Raw genomic sequence first — 20,723 nt, forward strand, 5'->3', positions numbered from 1 at the left:
GTAGATCTGATTGTGTTGTGAGAAAATAGGGGATATAGATTGGATAGGGCTTTCCAATATCTACAAAACACGGGAATATATGGGTAGGACTATCGACCAGATGCCAATACGTTAAATTTATGCCCCATACGCATTGACGTGGTAGCTTTTGCATGATTGGGAATCAATGTTATCAACCCAGCTACTGGTCCAGGGGCGATTTTTTGTTTGAGCAGATTCGCCACGCTTGTCCCATCTGTGCACTGCTAATGCCGGCTAAATTTTTTTATGTGGTGTGTAACTATACCGAAAAGCCCCCGTAATTTGAAGTCCATTCGAAGACACACACTCGTTCCTTTTTTACTTCACACTTCTAACAACGAATGTGGCTTCTATTATGAAAAAAATTACCCCTTTATTTGCCATCCTATTGCTGGCACTTGGCACAACGGCATTTGCAAATTCAACCCCTCTCAACACAGAAGACATACGGGGTAAAGCATTCATTGAAAGCGTCAATGAAGATCCCGAAGCAGATCAATGGAAAACATTTAGCAAAAACCTTGTTGTTGCCCTCAAGTCGGAGAATGACGGCGTGAGTGCTGGGGCCATGGGTTTGGTCATCCGATTTAGCGAAAAGGTCGACGTTTCTGATGCCCTTTTTGATGTTGTGAGCATTTACAGAAACCACGAAGATGAGAACATGCGGCGCATGGCACTGGTCACGCTGGGGAAAATGGATAGCCCCCAGGCCATTGGGTTTTTGACGCGCGCTGAGCAATTTGAAAAGTCTGATGTATTAAGACAAACCATGCGTGCGGTGATTCATGATTACCAGCGCAGGCACGAGGGCTAAAGGCACTGCATTGCCGCATGGATTACGCAGCAGCTGAAGTGACGATTCAGGAGACTTGAGAAAGATCACATGATTTTTATACCCAAACCTGGGCGCCTAAATGGGGTCCAGGTTTTTTATTGCAGCGAATTTGGTTCACGACTTAATCCGGCGACTGAATTTCAATTTCACAGATTGGCCGGCTTTGGCTAACATGTAAATGAGCATATTAATTTGTACGTGAATCAGTTCGCTTTGTCGGTTCAGGATCAGGCAACTCATTAAACAAAATAGCTTCCGGGATTTCGGCCCCCAGTAGCTTCATGCGGCTCCTTATTTTCGTCATAAGCACCTCCCGTAACACCTCCGGCTCATCACTGCCCAGTACAATGATTTTGTTCTTCTTCCAGGGTGTTTTTACTTCCAATTCAATACCCCGCCCAAACGTGACCGCGTATTGCATGCCTTTAGACGTATGCCGCGAACCCAGTCCACCCATGCTCAATTCCTTTTCAATCCTCACATCTACAATATCTTCGATCGCCACCTGTTTACGAAAAGACCCCAGGCCATAGTGCCAGCAGATATGGGTGTCGTCGATGGTGATGGTCATTCCGTAAAGGAAACAGGCCAACAACGCGAATCCGATAGCTACCAGCCCATAAAGAATATCCATACCAGGTGGTGGGGTACCCCATATCAGGATAAAAATAAACGTGGCTATCCAGGGCAGTGTAAAAAACAGGGCCCAATAACCAATTTGTGTATGTCGATAGATTGCTGGCATTGAATCAGTTTACTGTTGAAATGCTATCAATTTACAGACTATGAATGTGCGTGTCTGGCTTTTTGATTTGAAGGATTGTACTTGTTTCCTGTTGATTTGCCCTGTTTAGGTATAGCTTTAGTTCAATCAAACCTTTGCCAAATATGAAAGTGTCCGCTGCTTGTGCTCGATTGGTCCCCTGTATATTAGCGCCGGCGCGGACTGTGCGTATTGACTTGATTAATTGGAATGGTAGTTGGAAGATGTATAGTAACCCAAAATCAATCCCACACTTGGCATGAAGCAGTCTGTATGCGCGTTTTTAAGGTACGGGGTGCTGGTATTAGCTGTTGCCCAACTGGCTACGCCGGCCCTCGCTCAGCAAACCGTCACCTACCAGCCCTCAACCGAGCGGATTGCCAACCCAGAGCGCGGATTCTATCACTACATCGAAACGAAAGCCAGCGACCCGAATGCGTACAGCTTGAGCCAACTGGTGGGCTATCGCCGAAACGAAGACATTACCCTGCTCTATTGCATCAACTACCTCGACACCTTTGTGGAAGCGCCCATTAGCAACGGCTACCTGGATCATTTTGAGGCGAATATGAACGCGGTGCGCGAAGCCGGCCTCAAATGTGTGCTGCGGTTTGCGTACACCAAAGACGATCCCACAGTCCGCAACGAGCAGCCGCCCTTTGGCGATGCTACCAAAGAGCAGGTACTTGCTCATATCGATCAACTCGGGCCACTACTCACAAAACACGCCGACGTCATTGCGGTAATGCAGGCCGGCTTCATCGGCGTTTGGGGGGAATGGTACTACACCGATCATTTTGTCGACAACCCCTCAGTCCCCTGGCAGGTGTCTGCTACACAGCAGGCCAACCGCCTCGAAGTGGTGGAGGCGCTGCTGACGCATTTGCCCGAAGATCTGCAGGTTGCCGTTCGCTATCCGAGCGCGAAGCAAGGGATGTTGCAGCGCACTACCCCTGTCTCTGCCGAGGAGGCTTTTGAAAATACCAACCTCGCGCGCATCGGCTTTCATAACGATTGCTTCCTCGCGGGCGACCAAGACTTTGGCACTTACCGCGACAACACCGACCGCGAGTTTCTGGCTGCTGAAACGAAGTACGTCGGACTCGGCGGAGAATCCTGCCAGAACAACCCGCCGCGCTCCTCTTGTGACAACGCGCTTGCAGAGCTGGCGCAGTTTCACTGGACGTATATCAATGCTGATTACCATCCACAGGTATTGTCTGGCTGGGAGAGTGGGGGCTGTATGGAAGAAATTGAACAGCGGCTAGGGTACCGGCTTGTCCTGACAGAGGGCACATATCCGCTTGCGGCGGCGACGGGGGAGGATTTTGGCGTCCAACTGGCCATCGAAAACGCCGGCTGGGCCGCGCCAATTCAAAACCGACCGCTTACCCTGATCGCGACCAATACCGGTACTGGTGAGGCATACACAGCCGTATTGCCGGCGGCGCTCCAGTTTTGGGAAGCCGGCGCTACCCAGCAACTGGACTACACCGTATGTGCTGCGGAGGGTATTCCTGCTGGTGACTATGCACTTTCGCTGCAGCTACCAGATACAGCGCTGTCGGATGACAATCAGGGCAACTATGCAATCCAATTTGCCAATGCAGGTAATTTGTGGGATGATGCAAGCGGATTCAATAGCCTGAACCATACAATGAGACTGACGCAAGGGACCGAGAATTGTGCGGGCCCTATTGTGCTTATTTCAGATGCATTGCCAACCCATGTTGAGGGTGAAGATCTGGAAGAGGGGAGCTTTAATTGGACGCTTTATCCAAACCCATCTCGTGGTGAAGTAAACATCGAGCTAGCACAAGCAGGGGGCATGGGTGAAGAAATTCAACTGGAGGTATTCGACATGCTAGGCCGGCTGGTTGATCGCAAAACGATGACTGCCGTACCCGGTACAAAATCGTTTGCGCTTTCCATGACGTCATACAAGCCTGGCGTTTATGCAATTCGAATTAGCACCTCTACCCGGCTTACAACCCGTATGATTACCGTCGACAAATAGTACGGTTGGGTGAAATTATATGTCATATAGAGACCGAATCATGCTGAAGACGCCGATGGATGCCATGCAATTGCATCTCTTGAAAAAGGAGACCCTGTTTTAACGTAGATTGGAGCATCGGGCACATGAAACTGTTTTGCTCGACCCACCCCCTCTTCGTAATAGTTACGTCTCGTATGAAAAGGTTTGTTTTTCTAGTTGGTGTGCTGATGGTGTCGCTCATTGTGATCATCGCAATCAACACCACGCGGTTTGCTTCGAAACAACTCACTGTGACGCCTGCACAGCCCGTAGCTGTTGATACAGAAGCTGCGGCCCTCCGACTTGCCGGCGCACTTCGGATTCCCACAATCGCTGAAGTCGACACAACGCTCATCGATCACGCTGCTTTTGATGCGCTGCACGCTTATTTAGCACAGGCTTTTCCCAGTGTACACGCGTCTTTGCAGCAAAATGTGATAAACAGGCATTCACTTCTGTACTTGTGGGAAGGTACTGCGCCCGACCTCGATCCGCTTGTACTCATGAGCCATCTGGATGTAGTGCCTGTCGAGCCCGGTACTGAGAGCAATTGGCAACACGCGCCTTTTGTCGGCCACATTGACACAGATCATATTTGGGGGCGTGGTGCTTTGGACGATAAAAATGGCGTGCTGGCTATTCTTGAAGCTGTAGAAATGTTGATACAGGGAGGGTTTCAGCCTACGCGTTCGGTTATGCTGGCTTTTGGGCACGACGAAGAAATTGGCGGCCGGCGTGGGGCGAGCTATATCGCTGATCGCCTTGAAATGGCCGGTGTGACCCCGTGGCTTGTGGTCGATGAAGGTGGGGTGGTGCTCGAAGATCATCCGATGCCTGTGGATGCACCGCTTGCCCTTGTAGGTATTGCTGAAAAAGGGTCACTCAGCCTTTTGCTCTCTGTTGAGGGGCCGGGTGGACACTCCTCTATGCCAGACCGGGAGACCACAGTCGGTATTTTGAGCGGCGCTATCGACAAATTGTCGCATAACCCGTTTCCTGGACAGATTGGCGGCGTGAGCAAGCAGATCCTGGATTACCTGGGCCCCGAAATGTCGTTGCTGCCAAAGGCCGTGTTTGCCAACCAGTGGCTTTTTAGTCCCTTGATTGTTCGCCAGTTATCCGCAAGCCCGAGTAGCGACGCCCTGCTGCGTACCACGATCGCACCGACGATGTTGAAGGCCAGTCCCAAAGCCAATGTGTTGCCTGCGCGTGCAGAAGCTGTTGTGAACTTCCGAATTGTGCCGGGTGAAACCATCAAAAGCGTTGAGGCGCGTGTGCGTGAAGTTGTAAATGACCCGCGTGTTGAGATTAAACCCTACCAAGGCGGGCATGACAATCCTTCCGGTGTTTCTTCAACTACAAGTGAGGCCTTTCTAACGCTACAGCGATCCATCCACGAGGTATTCCCGGAGGCGGTGTTTGCGCCCTATTTGATGGTGGGAGGCTCGGACGCCAAACATTTCAGCCGGCTATCCGACAACGTGTACCGCTTTCTGCCCGTCTATTTCAGAGAAGGAGACCTTGCGCGGATGCACGGTACAAACGAGCGCATCTCAAAAGCAGATTATGCAAATGCAATTCGGTTTTATCATCGGCTGATAAGGAATGTTGGGGAGTGAGGAGTATCGAGTGAGGAGTATCGAGTGAGGAGTGAGGAGTATCGAGAATCCGAAAGAACGAAAGCCCGAATATCCGAAAACACACCTTTTACGGCTTCTCAAACACCATAAAGTGCTGCTGCGGCAGGAAATCACGTGTTTCTACCCAGCGCAGGCCGGCAGCTTCCATTTCTTTCCGCGCTTGTGCCTCTGTCATTTTATGTAAAGGTTTAATCGGGACGCGCGGATCCTCGCCGCGGTATTCGATCAGCACAAACTTACCCCCCTGATTTAAAGCCCTCACCATCGCCTGCCCCATTTCATACGGATAGGCAAGCTCGTGGTACACATCAACCATCAGGATTAAATCCATACTGTCTGCCGGTAAATTTGGGCTGGTTTCACTGCCTTGAATCAGCGCTACGTTTTGCACATTGCCGCGCTCAATGCGCGCAGCCATCACGTCGAGCATTTCTTGCTGGATGTCTACCGCCAGTACTTTCCCTTGCGGCACGCGCGGGGCCATTCGGAAAGTGAAGTAGCCAGTGCCGGCGCCGATATCGGCCACCACATCATCTTCCTCAAGTGGCAGGGCAGAGACCAAGGCGCTGGTGGCTTCTTCAGCATCGCGTTCGGTGCGTTCCAACCATGCGGCGCCGGCAAATCCCATCACGTGGGAAATTTCTCGGCCCATGTAGAATTTCCCGATGCCATCGCGACTGGCGCGTTTGGTCTCGTAGCGGTCTGCGTTTTCCGTGGTTTGCGGGGCTTCGGTTTGGGCGCATGCCGGCATGAAAAACGTGAAGCAGAGGAGGAGGGCCAGGTATGTGGTTGTGTTACGAATTGTCATACTAATTAGCTGGATTTGAACGGGCTCCGCTATAATACACACAAACGCCGGGGATATGCACCTATTTGCATCATGCTCCCATATCCCCACGTCATGCCCAGCTTGACTGCGCATCCACCGGTATTGCGAATTGTGTCCGTCTGTCAACTGATGCTGGTGCCAATTGGGGGGGATACCCAACAGTTTACTTCCCAAACACACTGCCAACAATCCGTCATACCCAGCTTGACTGGGTATCCACCGGTATAGCAAACCGTATCTAGTCGTTAAGTGATGATACAGCCATTTGGGTGGATACCCAATAGAGTTGGGTATGACGTGTGTGAAGGGGAGAGTGAGAAAATGCTAGTTTTCTCGCATCTTTGCGCGAGCAAGGCACGTAAGGGTTCAGAAATTGTGTGTTGAATCACAAAATCCCGCTCTTGGTTATGAAAAACGCCACTTCTGTTTTCCTGCTGTTGCTTTTTGTGCCGCTGGTTGCATGCGCCCAAACGCCGAACCTGTCGAATGAACTGGATGCTTACGTGGACGAGGTGATGACGGCGTATGGTATGCCAGGTGTGGCGTTTGCCGTGATCAAAGACGGGGAGGTTATCCATAAAAAGAACTACGGACTGGCCAATCTTGAACACCAGGTGCCCGTCACTGAAAACTCGATTTTCCGCGTGTATTCCCTTACCAAACTTGTGGTGATTTCAGGGCTCTTCCAGCTTGTTGAGCAGGGCAAGCTTTCGCTCGATGACCAGATCACTGACTATGTAGATGGCCTGCCGGCAACCTGGCACCATCTACAAATCAAACACCTCATCACACATTCTAGTGGCCTGCCCGATATGGCGCCGATTCCAGTCTTCCAGGAGCTATCGGAAGACGCAGCAAAAGCACGCGTGTTTGCAGAGCCGCTGCGGGCTGAGGCCGGCAACGTGTACGACTACAACCAGACCAATTTCTGGCTACTCAAAGAAATCATTGAGCGGGTCACAACCATGCCTATGGATCAATTTCTTCTTGAAAATCAGTTCAGCACGGCGCCAGATACTGCCTTCTTCTCTGTGGACTCGCGAGACATCATCCGTAACCGCGTCACTGCGTATTTCCCTTTTGCGAAAGGCTACACAACCATTGAGCATCCCTATTTGCAAGGCGACTATGCTTATGCCATGAACGGACTCAATATCACCCTCAATGCTTTTATCCACTGGAGCCAGCAATTGCGCAACGATACAATTATGCAGCCGGCAACGCGTGCTAAAATGTGGGAGCCCTTTCCGTATGCGGCGTCGGATAAGCTATTTACGTATGGCTGGGACATGCGACCCGTGCAGGGGCACAATTCGTACGGCTTCTCTGGCAGCCTGGTCACTGCCTATCGCATTTTCCCTGATGACGATCTTAGCATCATCTTTTTAGCCAACGGCATGCGCGACTTCTTCAATATTGAGGACATCATGAATACCATCGCCATGCGCGTGCTCGAGTAGGTAGCGTCAGGGAGCTACCACGTGCGCTATGGCAATGGGTCCAGTTTGAAACCTGCGTCGGATTGGGATACTGAACAGCCGGCAATCTCGCAGACAGCCGCTAATGATTCTTGCACACCCGCAGGGTTTGGGGCGATCCACGTAAGAATAGTTGCGTGCAGCGGCGGTGCTACCTGAATGGATACCGCATACTTGCGTTCAAGGAGCTGGGCCAACGAAGGTAACGCCTGGTCGATGCTGGCAATCCCTCCTTCTGTCCACATGTTGGCAATGGATTGGTTATACGGAACAGGCGCAGATGGATTGCCGGCGTTTCCAATGACTCGGCTTTCCTGGCCGGCTTCTACAACAGCAAGCGTGGTACCTTCGGTACTGGCCGTGAAGTGGACCGTACCTTCTGTAACCTGGAGTATGGTCTGCTGTATTTTTTGTAGCGAGTCTGGCGCCCAGGTGTTGACATTGAATGCCGTTCCCACAACCTGGATACGGGCGTTTGCAGTGGTTACCACAAAAGGCCGTGTGCCATGGGCGACATCAAAGAAAGCTTCACCCGCCAGATATACTGCACGGGTTTTGCCCCACAGGTTGCGGCCGTATGAAATAGTAGATGCACTGTTTAAGGCTACTGAAGAACCGTCGGGCAATGTGAACTGCGCGGTTACGCCGGCGGGTACTTCGTGCGTTATGGTACGTGTGCCATACCATGCGATAGCAAGGGCGAGGATGACGAGTGTCGCGGCTACTTTCCAGGTTTGCCGCAATACGTACATGGTCGCTGATTTCTGCACGGGTGTGGCCTTGCGCAACTGCTGTTCGAACTGGGCCACGGCGTCGTCAACTGCAGCACCAGGCATGGCCGGCGCATCTTTTGCCGTGATCGCCCACACTTTCTCCAGTGCCGCTTTTTCATCGGGCTGCTCGCGATTGAGCGAGTCCTGGACGTCTTTGGGTATCGTAGCTTTTGGTTTCATGCTTGAAGTAGCTTGGCGTCGAAGGACTGAAGGCGGTCTCTTAGAAAGCGCAGGGCAGCAACCAGATGGTTCTCGACCGTTTTGATCGAGATGTCCATGACCTCCGCAATTTCTTTGTAAGAGAGGTTGGCGTATCGGCTCAGTTCAAATACTTCGCGCCGACGTGCCGGCATTTCGTTTACCCAGGTTTCGATTTTTGCCTGCATGAGCGCGCCGTGTGTGGTAGAGGCCGGGTCAGCAGAGCGCGTTGGTTCGGGGATGTGTTGCATCAACCGCTCGTGGGTTTTGTCATCGCGGATGGCATTCAGGCAGAGGTTACGTACGCTTTTGTAGAGCAGCGCCCGGATGTTTGTATCTGCTGCGGTAAGGCTACGCCGGCTCCAAAGCCGCAGAAATGCTTCCTGTACGGCATCTTGCGCGCGCACCTCATCTTGCAAGAACCGCGAGGCATAGTAGTGCAGTTCTTCGTAGTGCTGTCTATACAAATTGGTGTAGTGCTGCTCAGACAGCACTGCATGTTTTTGGGACAACGCTTCAGGTGGGTGCTGATTGACAAGAATACCGAGCGCCGGCTTCATCGGCCTGACTGTATACTCCGCTGGCTTCAGGATGGTCTCCATAGCGATTGTTCGGTTTCCGCGTAGCATCTGCTAAAGAGGGGGATTATCGCTCCTGGACGTGAATCCAGATTGCAGGATGCATGCCGGCAAACACGCCAATGTTGTTGCTCATATTGGTCTTGATTCGCACAGCTTCTGCAAAAGGGTTTTGTAACGATTCGTTTTGCAGTTTCAGCGTGCGGTGGTAATCATGGAATGATTGGGTGACGGTTGAAAACTCGATCACCTGCTGGCACTGGAGTTCTGGCGGCGAATTGGTGCTGGCGCCACAAATGTCGTCAGCTACCTCGATTACAATTTCTTTGCGCTCGCCATCGAAAAATGCATCACTGAATGTGATGCCATCATCCTGGATCTGGGATGGATTGTTGTCGCCAATCAAGTCGTCGGGGTCGGCGCCAAACAGGTCGTCTTGAAGATTGGAAACAAGCTCAAAACCTGAGGTTGTAGAGATGATGAAGGTGGTTAACGTATCGATGGTCCGGTAGTGATGTCTGAGGTTGTAGTAGTTGTCCTCGCCGGCCGGATCGTCAAATACAATGCGGATTTCACCACGAACACCCAGTTCGTCACTGGCCGTTTGAGGCGTATAGACGGCTTCCTGTATGGCAACAGGCGCAGGAATATGATCTGTACCCGTAACCGTTTCATAGCCTTCAGCGCTTACTTCTACGCTATACGTTTGGCCAGCGACCGGCCGGAACGTTTTCGATTTGTAGCGCGCTACCAGTCGGTTACTTTCATTGTTGCCGGGAGAATCAGTCGGCAGCGGCGTAAGGATAAAGCCACCATTCAGCCAAAATAAATCTTTATAAGGCAGCACTTCGAGCACCTCGCCATCAGCAAGAACGGCTACCCTGGCGTTGGTAACGGCCTGCGGTTTGTTACTCCCAATGAGCGGCGCATTGGTGTTTACGTAGACTTCGATGAGGCTATCTGGCTGGAAAATACCATTCACCACAAGCGCAGGTTCTGGTTCTGGCAAGCTGGCTTCAAGGATGAAGTCTTCCTGGCAGCCCATGCTACCGATTGTGATTGCCAACAGGCCTATAAATGCAAAACGTTGAAAGCTCATATCTTAAAATTCGAAAGCGTAGCTGAAAGAGGGCAGGAAGGGAAAAAGGCTGGCTTGTTTGAGCACAAACTCCGTGTCATCCACAAAGCCACCCCCACTTTCACCAAGGTTCTCTTCTACAAAAATGAAGTACGGATTGCGCCGGTTGTAGGTGTTGTAGGCACCAAGCGTGAGTACATGGTTACCCCGCGGAGTTGGCCATGTAAAGTTGGCGCCAATGTCCAGGCGGTGGTAAGCCTGCATCCGGTACCCGTTGCGTGGACCTACGCGTTCAGCGTCTATGTTGGTTGCCTCGATAAGACTGTCGTAGGTGATATTCGAAATAACACCGGGACTGAAGCGCGCTGTGCTGATGGTGACCGCTGCGCCTGTGCCGTAGACCCATGAGCCGGATAAGCTGAGGCGGTCGGAAAGGTGGTGCACTAGGGTAAGTGCTACGTCGTGCCGCCTGTCGTATCTAAAGGGGAAGGTCTCGCCGTTGTTTAGGTTTTCAAACGTTCGATCGGAGCGGGACAGCGTGTAACCCAGCCACCCCGTAGTGCGGCCCGTGCTTTTCTGGATAAATAGCTCGATGCCGTACGACGTCCCTTCGCCGGCTTCTACATTGTCTTGCCAGTCGTTCGACGCACCAAGAAAGTTTGCCCCTTCTTTGTACTCGATGATGTTGTCCATCGTTTTGTAGTACGCTTCAAGACTCACCTCAAAAGCATGCGATGTACTATGCGCGAGGCCAACTGTAAATTGCTCAGAACGTTGGGGCGCGACATTGTCTGTAGCCGGCACCCAAAGATCGGTGGGCAGCCCTAGTCCACTGTTCACCAGCAAGTGGATGTACTGCGACATACGGGCATACGAGGCTTTTAACGACCAGCCGGCTGCCACCCGAATCCTTGCTGCAACGCGTGGTTCAATGTCGTTATAGGTTGTACCGTTTACCGCGTACAGCGACCCGCGGAGTCCAAGGTTGAGGCCGAGCACGCGTCCAATTTTAATATCGTCTTCTACGTAAATGGCGGCTTCCAGGGTGTTGAGATTGGAGACCGGGACGATGAGTGTATCCTGGCGCGGGGTGTCGACAGGGCCATCGTTTAATTGCAGGGTGCCGGTGGCGAAGTTGTGGTTTGTAATCTGGGTGCCGAAGCGGATATGATGGGCCGGCGAGGGAATAAAGTCAAAGTCGATTTTCCCGCCTATGTCTTCTACCCCCGAGTCATACAGCAGGCGGTAGCGCTCCTGGACCAATTCATTTTCGACCCTTCGAAAGCGTACGTCGTCTTGTTTCGTTTCCAGGTTGTAGCGGCTGTATAGCAGCGTGGTGTTGCTGAAGAGCTTATCTGAAAACAGATGATTCCAGCGGATCGTGGCAATGGTGTTGCCCCAACTGATACCAAACTGGTTGCGCGGTGAGACATTCTCTCCGCTATCAAAGTCATTGACCTGCTCGTACCGATCACTGCCACCATAAACGCTGGCAAAGATGCGATCTTTCGACGAAAAGCGGTGGTTTAGTTTGCCGTTGAAGTCGAATAAGGCGTAGGCCGGATAGTCGTTGGCATCTGTGAAGGGCGCAATAAACACGTCGACGAGCGATCGCCGGCCTGAGAAAATAAACGAGGTTTGATCTTTTTTTATTGGACCCTCGAGGGTCAGGCTGCTGGCTGCCAGTCCAAGCGAAGCTGCACCCGAGAGCTCCTTCATATTGCCCTCCTTCATGCTGATGTCGATCACCGAAGAGAGCCGGCCACCGTATCTGGCGGGGAAGCCGCCTTTGAGCAGGGTGACATCATTTAGGGCCCGGGCATGAAAAATGGAGAGAAAGCCAAACAGGTGGGAGGGGTTGTATACAGTGGCACCATCTAGTAAAAACAGGTTCTGGTCCACGCTGCCGCCTCGTACGTAAATGCCTGTGGTACCTTCGTTGCCAGATTGTACGCCCGGCAACAACTGCACAGCGCGGAGTACATCTGGCTCCCCAAGTAAAGCCGGCATGTCCTGCACCTGTTCTACAGGGAGCCGTACCATACTCATTTGGGTCCGTTCATCTATGGAGGCTTCCACTTCTCCAATTACAACCAGGGTGTCGAGTCCCAGGGATGCGGGGGTAAGCGAGATATCCAGGGTCCGGTCCTGGTTTAAGTCAAAATCGAACAGCTCTTTTTCATAGCCGACATAGGAGGAGACCAGCGAAACGGGGCCCTCTTTAAGGGTGAGGCTGTAGAAGCCGTATGCATTGGATGTAACGCCGGCTTCTGCATTGCGGTCATATACCGTGGCATAAAGTAGGGCCTCACCCGTACGCGCATCCCTTATAAATCCGCTGATGGTATGTTTAGATGGACTGTCAGAGGCGGGCGGTTTAAGAACAACTTTATAGGTACCTGTGGCTGTACTTTCAATGTCCAGGTTTGTATTTGCCAAAATGCAGCGGAGTACGGCTTCGACAGGGGCGTTACTGATGGCACAATTCGTCAGGAGATCCGCCACAAGCTCAGACGTAAACCCGATACCTACCTGGGTATCCAGTGACACCTGGGTTAAAGCCTCTGCTACCGGTTTATTTTCAAAAGTATAGCTGAACAGGGTGCTGTCTGGCCTGGCCGGCGATTGTGCGCTTGCCGTTTGCAGGGCAGCAGGCATCAGCAAGAAAATCAGGGCAAAGAGACGGTACATGTATTGTAATGGCAGGCGCAATTGTGCGCAATGTGTAATCAGGGTTAGTTTGGTAGTGAAACCCGTAAGTCCACAATCCCCCCTATACAAAGAATCATTTTTTTACGTTGGTGTGCAAGAGGAGAGATCAACCAATTACCCATTGTGCCGTAGAGCACCAAAGATGCATGTTTAATCCCACCTGCTGTTATGCGTAATGCCCTTCGTTATTTATTGATTGGCGTGGTACTGCTGTTGATTCTAGTGCCGGCTTTTTTACTTGGTCCGTATTTTTTGCGGGTTGAGCAATTCACTGCAAACCCGGCTAAAGGCTACCACGCTGATTTCTTTCTGTACGTATCTCCGCAGGCAAAAAGTCTGGCAAAAGCCGGCAAGCCTCTAACCATCCTTGTGCAGCCCAACAATTCGGGTATCAACTCGGATGATGCTGAAGTGCACGTAAAAGATGCCCGCTGGATGGGGTTTGGCCGGCATTTCCTTGCGAACGAACTTGGGGTTGCGCTCCTTGTGCCGGCTTTTGTGCGGCCGGGGGAGGACTGGCACATCTACACCCATGCACTGGACCGGGATGTATTAACAACCAGCCGTGCGGACCTCGGCCGGCTTGATCTGCAGTTGATTGCCATGATCGATGCAGCGCGCGCCCATCTGGAATCAAAGGGCCTTGAATCGCGGCCCAGGGTGTTGTTGCAAGGCTATTCCGCCAGTGGGATGTTTGCCAACCGGTTTACAGCATTGCACCCAGACCGTGTTATGGCAGTTGCTGCCGGCTCTCCCGGTGGCTGGCCGATTGCGCCGGTGGCATCGTCTGACGGTACATCATTGCCTTATCCTATTGGGGTGGCAGATCTCGCAACACTCACTGGAGCTGCATTCGATAGTACAGCGTATGCCCGCGTGCCACAACTCATTGTGATGGGTGGGGAAGATGAGAACGATTCTGTGGACTATACCGATGGCTGGGACACGCCCCATGCAGCACTTGTAGATAGTTTGTTTGAAGCGGATCCGGTAGCGCGCTGGCCGCATGCGATGACACTGTACAACGCAGCCGGCACCAATGCCCGGTTTACACTGGTGCCAGGCATCGGGCACGATCGGCGGGCGCTACAGCCTTATTCGACAGCCTTTTTTGAGGAAGTATTGGGTGGATTGTAATTTGGTATGTTGTTTATGCTGAATAATCGTTCTGGCAGGTTATACTTATGCTTTATTGGTGCCGGCTAAATTTTATGCTACTTGCATTTCTGTTAGTATTTCTGATTCCAGAGGATGGATACGCGCAGTTTACGCAACCCGTAGAACCTCGATATCCAGATGTTGGCGCAGTTGCTTATGCGCCGGCCGATCCCGAAGGTTCGCGCGGTCATCTGCTAGATCTATATTTACCTGGTGATGCAGCCAGCCCTGCACCCGTTGTCATCTATACGGGCGGTTCTGCGTGGTTTTCTGATGATACCAAAGTAGCTGCTCGTAATGTATTGTTTCGATTTAGCTCTCAAGGGTATGTAGTAGCCGGGGTTTCCATTCGTGCGAGTACGCAGGCGAAGTTTCCTGCGCAAGTCCACGACATTAAAGCCGCTATCCGCTGGATTCGCACCCATGCCGCCAAGTACAACATCGATCCAAACAAAATTGCCATTATGGGTGACAGTTCGGGCGGATGGGCGAGCGTTATGGCGGCTGTTACGGGCGATGTGCCTGCATTGGAGGGTGACCTGGGCGAAACAGGCGTGTCGAGTGCCGTGCAGGCTGCAATAGCGTTCTACCCACCAACAAATTTTCTGGAGATGGATAACTGGGCGGTCCGACCCTGCAAACCCGGATTAGCCATGGGAGAAGGGTTTCGGACAGGCGAGTTTTGCCATGATGATCCTTCGTCACCTGAATCGAGTTTGATTGGTTGTCCGATTCAGGACTGTCCGGCGAAAACGTTGGAAGCAGATCCGGCTGCGTACATTTCACCGGCGGACCCGCCCATCATGATTCTGCATGGTCAATCAGATTTGCTCGTACCACATCACCAGGGGGAGCGCCTTTACATGGCGCTGAACAAAGCATGTAACGAGGCTGTGTTTGTTAGTTTGCCGCTGGCCGGCCACGGTCCTGTGAAAGCATTTCTGCAGCAAGATGAGGTTCGTGCTGGCGCGACAATGCGTCGTACACAAAAAGAGGGCTGCATCGCCTCAGCGCCAGCGTTGGTCACACCGGACTGGCAAATGATCTACGATTTTCTAGAAACGCACTTGAAGGATTGAGCGGCTTTGGGATGGTTGCTCGGGCCCAGTTACAAAGCTTTTACAGAGTCCAATTCGATCAGGGACGTTTTGATTTTGGCATCGATTACCGTATCGGAATAGTCCTCAATGAGTCCGATGAGAATGTGCGCGGCCTTTTCGCCAACCTGGTAGCCCGTGTGCAAGAGGTGGGTTACGTTTGGGTAGAGAAATAGTGGGGCCTGCCCGTCGCTAATGGCAATCAAAGAGCACGTCTCCGGAATGCTGTATCCACGTTGGTTGAGGAAATGGTGGGTCCAAACCAACAACTCATCCGACATCGTGAAAAAAGCCGTTGCATACTCAATTTTGGATAAAGACTGCTGCATTTTTGTCGCATCAGGGATCGATATGATGCGTTTTTGAGAGAGCGGAATGCCGTTATGAGCATGTGCTTCGCGAAAGCCACGAATCCGCTCTCGGCTGATGGCCATTTTAGTGTCGGCAAAAATGCCAACAATTTCTTTGTGTCCTTTCTGAATCAGGTAGTTGGTTGCTTTAAAGGCTGCTTCCTGATCGTCAATGTTTACCGTAGAAAAGGCGTCGTTTTCGATGAGTTTATCGAAGAGCACCACTGGAATTTCGTTGTTTTGCAGGGGGGCCAGATGTGAGAGATTGTTTGTCTCTGTGCTCACCGATAGCAAAACCCCATCAACAGAAAGGTTCAGGCAATACTGGATCAGTTGCTTTTCTTTCCACAATGAATTGTCGGATTGCAGCACGATCAGGGAGTAGTCTTTGGCTTCCACAACCTTATTTATGCCATTCATAAGAGAGGGCATAAAAAACATATTCATTTCTGGCATAATCAGGGCGATCAGCTTCGAGTGCCTGGACCGCAAATACTTGGCTCGCAGGTTAGGGATGTAGTTCATGCCCTGTGCAACATCTTTGACGCGTTGTTTGGTTGCGTCGCTAATATCCGGATGGCCGGCGAGTGCCCTTGATACGGTAGAAGGAGAGAGGCCGAGGAGCTTCGCGAGGTCTTTTAAAGTGGTTCTTTTCATGCCCAAAAAAGTAGTTGGCCAGGTTAGGTTGAGGCAAAATTGTGGTCGAAACAGGATGGCGGTATTCCTAAAGTTCGACAGATATTTAGTTTTCTATAAAAAGTTATCCACAGAAAACGTTTGCACAAACGTTTGCAACGGAAGCGCTTCCGAAATGCTCTTGAATTAAAATAATGTTAGAAGTACCATGGTGACAATTCAAGTGATCAGTCCATTTTTCGATAAAAATGTGCAAACAACTTTGCGAAAGTACTGAATTTATCCCGCAATTATTGCAGGTAAAAGAACTTGTTTAATTATCGGCACAACGCTTTGCACCTGAAAAGCACGAAAAACGCCGTGCATGCAAACTGGGCAATACACTCCACCAATGTGCCACGATTTTTTAATGACCATACCAAGAGCACGATGAAAAAGAATTTGGTCCTAGCATTTACTTCTATCATGATGTGGGTTCTGCCAATGAGCGCGTTTGCGCAGCAGGACTACACGATCTCGGGCGTTGTCTCCGATGCTGATGGGGCGCCACTGGCCGGCGCTACCATTCGCGTTGACGGAACGACCTCGGGTGCTGCCACGGATCTCGATGGCGCGTACGTTTTTAATTTCACGGGCCAGAGGGCTGGCAATGTAGCGCTGAAACATTGCAGGCCCTCTCTCTAAGGCTATTAACCCATTACGCGCAATTGGTATGATAGAAGCGAATCTGGAAGCGATAGACTACCTCATCATTGGGCTGTACGTCGTCTTCGTCATTGGTCTCGGATTTTATTTTCGGAAGAAGCAGCAATCAGAATCCGACTATTTTCTTGCCGGCCGATCTTTGTTATGGCCCGTGATCGGGTTTTCTCTTTTTGCTTCCAACATGGGCAGCATCAGCCTGGTTGGACTGGCAGAAAGCGGGTTCAGGTCCGGATTTGCGGTATTTAGCTATGAGTGGATGGCCTCCTTTGTGCTCATCCTCTTTGCCGTCTTCCTGCTACCGTTCTACCTGAAAAACAAAATCTATACGGTCCCGCAGTTCCTGGAACTCCGATACGGGCCTTTTGCACGCTCATATTTCTCCATCGTTACGATTATCCTGAACGTGTTTATCGACATTGCGTCTGGCCTTTTTGCCGGCGCCATTGTCATCAAAATGGCGTTTCCAGACCTGAGTTTGATTGCTATTGTCTGGATTATTTCAGCTATCGCGGCCCTGTATACCCTGCTTGGTGGTCTGGCATCTGTGGTGTATTCGGATACCATTCAGGCCATATTGCTGCTGGTCAGTTCGGCGGTAATGACGGTGATTGCGTACCAGAAAGTTGGCGGATGGGACCAGATTGTACAAAGCGTCGATCCGGTGATGCTCGATATTGTGCGTCCGATTGGCGATGAGACGTTGCCGTGGCCCGGCCTGTTTGCCGGCGTGTTTTTACTCGGGTTTTATTTCTGGACCACCAACCAGTTTATTGTTCAGCGTGCATTAGCAGCTAAAGATATCCGGCAAGGGCAGTGGGGTGCCTTGCTCGCCGGATTTCTGAAGCTGCTCACGCTGTTCATTATGGTCTTGCCCGGTGTTATGGCCTTGATGTTGTACCCCGAATTGGATGATGCAAAGAACGCGTACCCTACCCTAGTATTTGACCTGTTACCAACGGGGCTTTTGGGACTAACGCTGGCTGGTTTTATCGCGGCCCTGATGTCTAGCGTCGACAGCGGACTCAACGCTGCTGCTACGTTATTTACCATCGACTTTTATAAGAAGCGGAACCCGGATGCAGCGCCGGTAAAGGTGTTGCGTGTGGCCAAAACCATGATTCTTGTGTTTATGGTGGTTGCCGCGCTTTGGGCGCCTCACATCAACTCGTTTGAGTCGTTTTGGGATTATTTACAGATGGTGTTGTCGTTTCTTTGTCCGCCCGTTGTTGCGCTCTTCCTGTTTGGCTTGTTTACAAAGCGGGTGAATGCCCGTGGTGCAAACGCAGCCATTATTGTAGGTATTGTGCTGAGTCTGGCCGGCGTGGTTTACAAGGTTATTGCCGCGCTGTATCTGGATGGGAAAGATGTGCTGCCGCATTATCTGTACCTCGCGGGCATTATCTTCATTGCCTGTACCATTGTTTTGTTTGTGGTCAGCGGGCTTTCGAAGGAGCACGAAGCCGATAAAGACTGGGACAAACTGCTGTGGACGCCGGCCTATTTCCGAAAAGAGTCTGCAGCACTGGCTGATGTCCCATTTTACAGTAACTACAGGTACCAGGCCGTAACCCTCCTTGCTTTGATTATTTTAATGTTGATTGTCTTCTAATTGAGAGGAGAAATTGGAGATCTATAAAGAGGCAAGAGCACTGTTGGGTAAGCTGAGTGGTCCGCATGGGATTCGGGCGTCATTGTCTGAAAAGGCGAACTACGCAGCTGTGTTTACCCGGGATGCCGTGATGGCTGGGATTGCTGGCTTGCTATGTGAGCTGGATGATGTTGCTGATGGATTAGTGCGAAGCCTTGAGGAATTGCGCAACCTGCAGGGGCCACAGGGGCAAATTGCATCGAACTTTACGTACGTAGATGGGGTGTTCTCGCGGGTGAGTTTTGGTACGCTGAGTCCCAAAGTAGATGCCGCCACATGGTACGTGGTTGGGGTCTGTTTTGGAATTGCACAGGGCCGGCTGCGAGCGGATGAGTGGCGGGAATCTGTAGAAAAAGTGATCGCGCTTTTGGATGCAATGGAGTACAACGGCCGGCACTTGATTTATGTGCCGATGGGCGGCAATTGGGCGGATGAATACATCGACGAGGGGTATGTGTTGTATGATCAGGTGTTACGCGCCTGGGGACTACAACTGGCGGGAGACCTGTTCGATAAGGCTGCCTGGCGCGAGAAAGCAACCACGATCTGGGAGGTAACTCGGATCAACTATTGGCCGCAATCGGACTATACCGGTCACCCCCTGGCATCCCATACAACGATCATGGGCCGGCAAGCATTGGACGCGCGTGCATACCCGTGTTCGTGTTTTACACCAGCAGGTTACCGGCACACATTTGATCTGGCTGCTTGCTGTCTGTTGACTATTGCTTCACCGCTGGAACTGGAAAACGCAAAAACGCTCGACTGGATTGAAACAGCGTTTCTTGATGCCAATCGATTGCCGCCGGCGTTCTATCCTGTTATTGCAGCAGGTGATGCCGGCTGGGAAGCGTTGTCGAACTACCACCTGTTCGATTTTAAAAACAAGCCGCATCATTACCACAATGGCGGAATTTGGTTGATCTGGCTTGGGTGGCTTGCGCTGGCCTTTTACGAAAACGGCAGAACGGACGCCCTGGCAAAACTCGGGCAACGCGTAGACGCAGTTATCGCCGGCCAGGAAAACTTTGCATATGAAGAGTACTTCGATGGCCTGGCATTAAAACCGGGCGGTGAAAAGCGGATGGCCTACTCTGCATCTGGTTTATTGATGCTGCAGAAGGCCCGTAGTTCAGAAATTAGCGGGAGGTTGAAAGATGCTTGGCGATAAAATCCTGATTAAGCCAGAGTACTATGCGCTTGCTCGTACGATCTTTTCAACGCTTGAAAAGGAGCCGTTTATGCAAGCAACGCAACGCTGCGTAATCGGCATTGGTGGCGAATCAGGTAGTGGAAAATCCGTTACTGCAACGTGTCTCAGATCGTTGATGGATGAGCAAGGGATCGGAGTGCATATTTTACATCAAGATGATTATTTCATACTGCCGCCGCTTCAGAATCATTTGAATAGGAAGGCAGATTTGAAAAATGTCGGTATGCACGAAGTGGATACCGAAAAGCTGCAGCATAACATCGATAGCTTTCTCGCAGGTGCTGAAGCTGTGCAGGCACCGTTGGTGGATTTTAACCGCGACACCATTACCCATCGCACCTTTGCTTTCGACGACGCACAAGTCTTGATTGTAGAAGGCACGTATGTGCTCGCTCTACAGAATCTCAATGCCCGTATTTTCCTCTCCCGAAATTACGAAGATACCCGGCATCTGCGTACACTAAGAAATCGAGATACACACGTCGAGGCAGATTTCATAGATCGAATACTTGAAATTGAGCACCAGATTATCAGCCAGTTTGCAGATACAGCGTCGATGGTCATCGATAAATCATATCGTATTAAAGGCAACTCATCCGTCCAGCCCAGAGCTGGGCTTAGCTGAATATAAATTCATTTTCAATGAGGCGAGCGGGGTGCAATTAAAAAGTGCGGCCTGAGCTTTTCTTTTTGTTGGCGACAATTTGCATGTGGCCTGCAAGGGTGGTAACTCCATTTGTAGGGGCTTCCTTGCCTTGGTTGGTGCAGACCTCCCTTACTTGATCATTTCTTCAGGGCTAGTCATGGCCCATCGATACTTCAGTAAAGGTACATTTGTGCGTAAATCGGTCTGGCAGGTGGGGGTTGTACCTCGTTGTTTACGGTTGCTAAGGGTGCATTTCGTGCACGCATACTGCGTTTATCTCCTCCTGAACCTGAAAAAAATCAATAAAATCAGCAAAAAACGATCAGT

The 20,723-nt window shown here is 51.2% G+C and carries 17 protein-coding genes; 10 read left to right on the forward strand and 7 right to left on the reverse strand.

What is annotated here, in order from left to right; all coding sequences use genetic code 11:
* Positions 1-376 precede the first annotated feature (376 nt).
* Entirely contained in the window at positions 377-835 is a 459-nt protein-coding gene (locus tag AAF564_05520; protein ID MEM8484984.1) for a HEAT repeat domain-containing protein, read from the forward strand.
* Positions 836-1,043: 208 nt separating this feature from the next.
* Here the strand turns inward: AAF564_05520 and AAF564_05525 are convergent, their stop codons facing one another.
* Positions 1,044-1,601 (reverse strand): hypothetical protein, encoded by a 558-nt coding sequence (locus AAF564_05525; protein ID MEM8484985.1) that lies wholly within the window; start codon positions 1,599-1,601, stop codon positions 1,044-1,046.
* A gap of 277 nt (positions 1,602-1,878) precedes the next feature.
* Between AAF564_05525 and AAF564_05530 the strand changes: the two genes are divergently transcribed.
* Positions 1,879-3,636, forward strand: coding sequence for a DUF4832 domain-containing protein (locus AAF564_05530; GenBank protein ID MEM8484986.1), 1,758 nt, complete (start codon positions 1,879-1,881; stop codon positions 3,634-3,636).
* Positions 3,637-3,812: 176 nt separating this feature from the next.
* Complete coding sequence (locus AAF564_05535) at positions 3,813-5,276, forward strand: M20 family peptidase (GenBank protein MEM8484987.1); 1,464 nt, start codon at positions 3,813-3,815, stop codon at positions 5,274-5,276.
* 88 nt (positions 5,277-5,364) lie between these two features.
* On the opposite strand, the gene AAF564_05540 is transcribed toward AAF564_05535, so the two are convergent.
* Positions 5,365-6,105, reverse strand: a complete 741-nt coding sequence (locus AAF564_05540) for a methyltransferase domain-containing protein (GenBank protein ID MEM8484988.1) — start codon at positions 6,103-6,105, stop codon at positions 5,365-5,367.
* A gap of 428 nt (positions 6,106-6,533) precedes the next feature.
* Between AAF564_05540 and AAF564_05545 the strand changes: the two genes are divergently transcribed.
* Entirely contained in the window at positions 6,534-7,586 is a 1,053-nt protein-coding gene (locus tag AAF564_05545; GenBank protein MEM8484989.1) for a serine hydrolase domain-containing protein, read from the forward strand.
* 26 nt (positions 7,587-7,612) lie between these two features.
* Here AAF564_05545 and AAF564_05550 read toward each other — a convergent pair whose 3' ends face one another.
* Genes AAF564_05550 through AAF564_05565 form a run of 4 tightly spaced genes read right to left on the reverse strand, consistent with a single transcriptional unit; the run spans position 7,613 to position 12,922 of the window.
* A complete protein-coding gene (locus AAF564_05550; protein MEM8484990.1) occupies positions 7,613-8,557 on the reverse strand; it encodes a FecR domain-containing protein in 945 nt (314 codons plus the stop codon).
* The gene (locus AAF564_05555) at positions 8,554-9,204 is read right to left on the reverse strand and encodes an RNA polymerase sigma-70 factor (protein MEM8484991.1); all 651 of its coding nucleotides are present in this window, start codon (positions 9,202-9,204) and stop codon (positions 8,554-8,556) included. The genes AAF564_05550 and AAF564_05555 overlap by 4 nt, the downstream gene beginning before the upstream one ends.
* 16 nt (positions 9,205-9,220) lie before the next feature.
* Positions 9,221-10,252: a DUF4249 domain-containing protein gene (locus AAF564_05560; GenBank protein ID MEM8484992.1), complete on the reverse strand. Its 1,032-nt coding sequence runs from the start codon at positions 10,250-10,252 to the stop codon at positions 9,221-9,223.
* 3 nt (positions 10,253-10,255) lie between these two features.
* On the reverse strand, positions 10,256-12,922 hold the full coding sequence (locus tag AAF564_05565; protein ID MEM8484993.1) for a TonB-dependent receptor: 2,667 nt from the start codon (positions 12,920-12,922) through the stop codon (positions 10,256-10,258).
* 189 nt (positions 12,923-13,111) lie between these two features.
* Here AAF564_05565 and AAF564_05570 point away from each other — a divergent pair, with 189 nt between their 5' ends.
* Together AAF564_05570 and AAF564_05575 are read left to right on the forward strand one after the other, a co-directional pair.
* Positions 13,112-14,080, forward strand: coding sequence for a hypothetical protein (locus tag AAF564_05570; protein MEM8484994.1), 969 nt, complete (start codon positions 13,112-13,114; stop codon positions 14,078-14,080).
* A 74-nt stretch (positions 14,081-14,154) separates the two neighbouring features.
* On the forward strand, positions 14,155-15,180 hold the full coding sequence (locus AAF564_05575; GenBank protein ID MEM8484995.1) for an alpha/beta hydrolase: 1,026 nt from the start codon (positions 14,155-14,157) through the stop codon (positions 15,178-15,180).
* A 29-nt stretch (positions 15,181-15,209) separates the two neighbouring features.
* On the opposite strand, the gene AAF564_05580 is transcribed toward AAF564_05575, so the two are convergent.
* Positions 15,210-16,205, reverse strand: coding sequence for a LacI family DNA-binding transcriptional regulator (locus tag AAF564_05580; protein MEM8484996.1), 996 nt, complete (start codon positions 16,203-16,205; stop codon positions 15,210-15,212).
* A 444-nt stretch (positions 16,206-16,649) separates the two neighbouring features.
* On the opposite strand from AAF564_05580, the gene AAF564_05585 reads away from it, so the two are divergent.
* The 4 genes from AAF564_05585 to AAF564_05600 are packed head-to-tail and all read left to right on the forward strand — an operon-like array spanning position 16,650 to position 20,375.
* A complete protein-coding gene (locus tag AAF564_05585; GenBank protein MEM8484997.1) occupies positions 16,650-16,868 on the forward strand; it encodes a carboxypeptidase regulatory-like domain-containing protein in 219 nt (72 codons plus the stop codon).
* A 28-nt stretch (positions 16,869-16,896) separates the two neighbouring features.
* Positions 16,897-18,498: a sodium:solute symporter gene (locus AAF564_05590; GenBank protein ID MEM8484998.1), complete on the forward strand. Its 1,602-nt coding sequence runs from the start codon at positions 16,897-16,899 to the stop codon at positions 18,496-18,498.
* A 13-nt stretch (positions 18,499-18,511) separates the two neighbouring features.
* The gene (locus tag AAF564_05595) at positions 18,512-19,708 is read left to right on the forward strand and encodes a glycoside hydrolase 100 family protein (GenBank protein ID MEM8484999.1); all 1,197 of its coding nucleotides are present in this window, start codon (positions 18,512-18,514) and stop codon (positions 19,706-19,708) included.
* On the forward strand, positions 19,695-20,375 hold the full coding sequence (locus tag AAF564_05600) for a hypothetical protein (protein ID MEM8485000.1): 681 nt from the start codon (positions 19,695-19,697) through the stop codon (positions 20,373-20,375). The genes AAF564_05595 and AAF564_05600 overlap by 14 nt, the downstream gene beginning before the upstream one ends.
* The last annotated feature ends 348 nt before the right edge of the window (positions 20,376-20,723 follow it).

It is taken from the genome of Bacteroidota bacterium (genome assembly GCA_039111535.1).
Taxonomy (GTDB): domain Bacteria; phylum Bacteroidota; class Rhodothermia; order Rhodothermales; family JAHQVL01; genus JBCCIM01.

Excerpts from the sequence above, each read along its gene's own strand:
- AAF564_05520 (MEM8484984.1), top strand. The coding sequence starts at position 377 with ATGAAAAAAATTACCCCTTTATTTGCCATCCTATTGCTGGCACTTGGC.
- AAF564_05525 (MEM8484985.1), bottom strand. The coding sequence starts at position 1,601 with ATGCCAGCAATCTATCGACATACACAAATTGGTTATTGGGCCCTGTTT.
- AAF564_05530 (MEM8484986.1), top strand. The coding sequence starts at position 1,879 with ATGAAGCAGTCTGTATGCGCGTTTTTAAGGTACGGGGTGCTGGTATTA.
- AAF564_05535 (MEM8484987.1), top strand. The coding sequence starts at position 3,813 with ATGAAAAGGTTTGTTTTTCTAGTTGGTGTGCTGATGGTGTCGCTCATT.
- AAF564_05540 (MEM8484988.1), bottom strand. The coding sequence starts at position 6,105 with ATGACAATTCGTAACACAACCACATACCTGGCCCTCCTCCTCTGCTTC.
- AAF564_05545 (MEM8484989.1), top strand. The coding sequence starts at position 6,534 with ATGAAAAACGCCACTTCTGTTTTCCTGCTGTTGCTTTTTGTGCCGCTG.
- AAF564_05550 (MEM8484990.1), bottom strand. The coding sequence starts at position 8,557 with ATGAAACCAAAAGCTACGATACCCAAAGACGTCCAGGACTCGCTCAAT.
- AAF564_05555 (MEM8484991.1), bottom strand. The coding sequence starts at position 9,204 with ATGCTACGCGGAAACCGAACAATCGCTATGGAGACCATCCTGAAGCCA.
- AAF564_05560 (MEM8484992.1), bottom strand. The coding sequence starts at position 10,252 with ATGAGCTTTCAACGTTTTGCATTTATAGGCCTGTTGGCAATCACAATC.
- AAF564_05565 (MEM8484993.1), bottom strand. The coding sequence starts at position 12,922 with ATGTACCGTCTCTTTGCCCTGATTTTCTTGCTGATGCCTGCTGCCCTG.
- AAF564_05570 (MEM8484994.1), top strand. The coding sequence starts at position 13,112 with ATGCGTAATGCCCTTCGTTATTTATTGATTGGCGTGGTACTGCTGTTG.
- AAF564_05575 (MEM8484995.1), top strand. The coding sequence starts at position 14,155 with ATGCTACTTGCATTTCTGTTAGTATTTCTGATTCCAGAGGATGGATAC.
- AAF564_05580 (MEM8484996.1), bottom strand. The coding sequence starts at position 16,205 with ATGAAAAGAACCACTTTAAAAGACCTCGCGAAGCTCCTCGGCCTCTCT.
- AAF564_05585 (MEM8484997.1), top strand. The coding sequence starts at position 16,650 with ATGATGTGGGTTCTGCCAATGAGCGCGTTTGCGCAGCAGGACTACACG.
- AAF564_05590 (MEM8484998.1), top strand. The coding sequence starts at position 16,897 with ATGATAGAAGCGAATCTGGAAGCGATAGACTACCTCATCATTGGGCTG.
- AAF564_05600 (MEM8485000.1), top strand. The coding sequence starts at position 19,695 with ATGCTTGGCGATAAAATCCTGATTAAGCCAGAGTACTATGCGCTTGCT.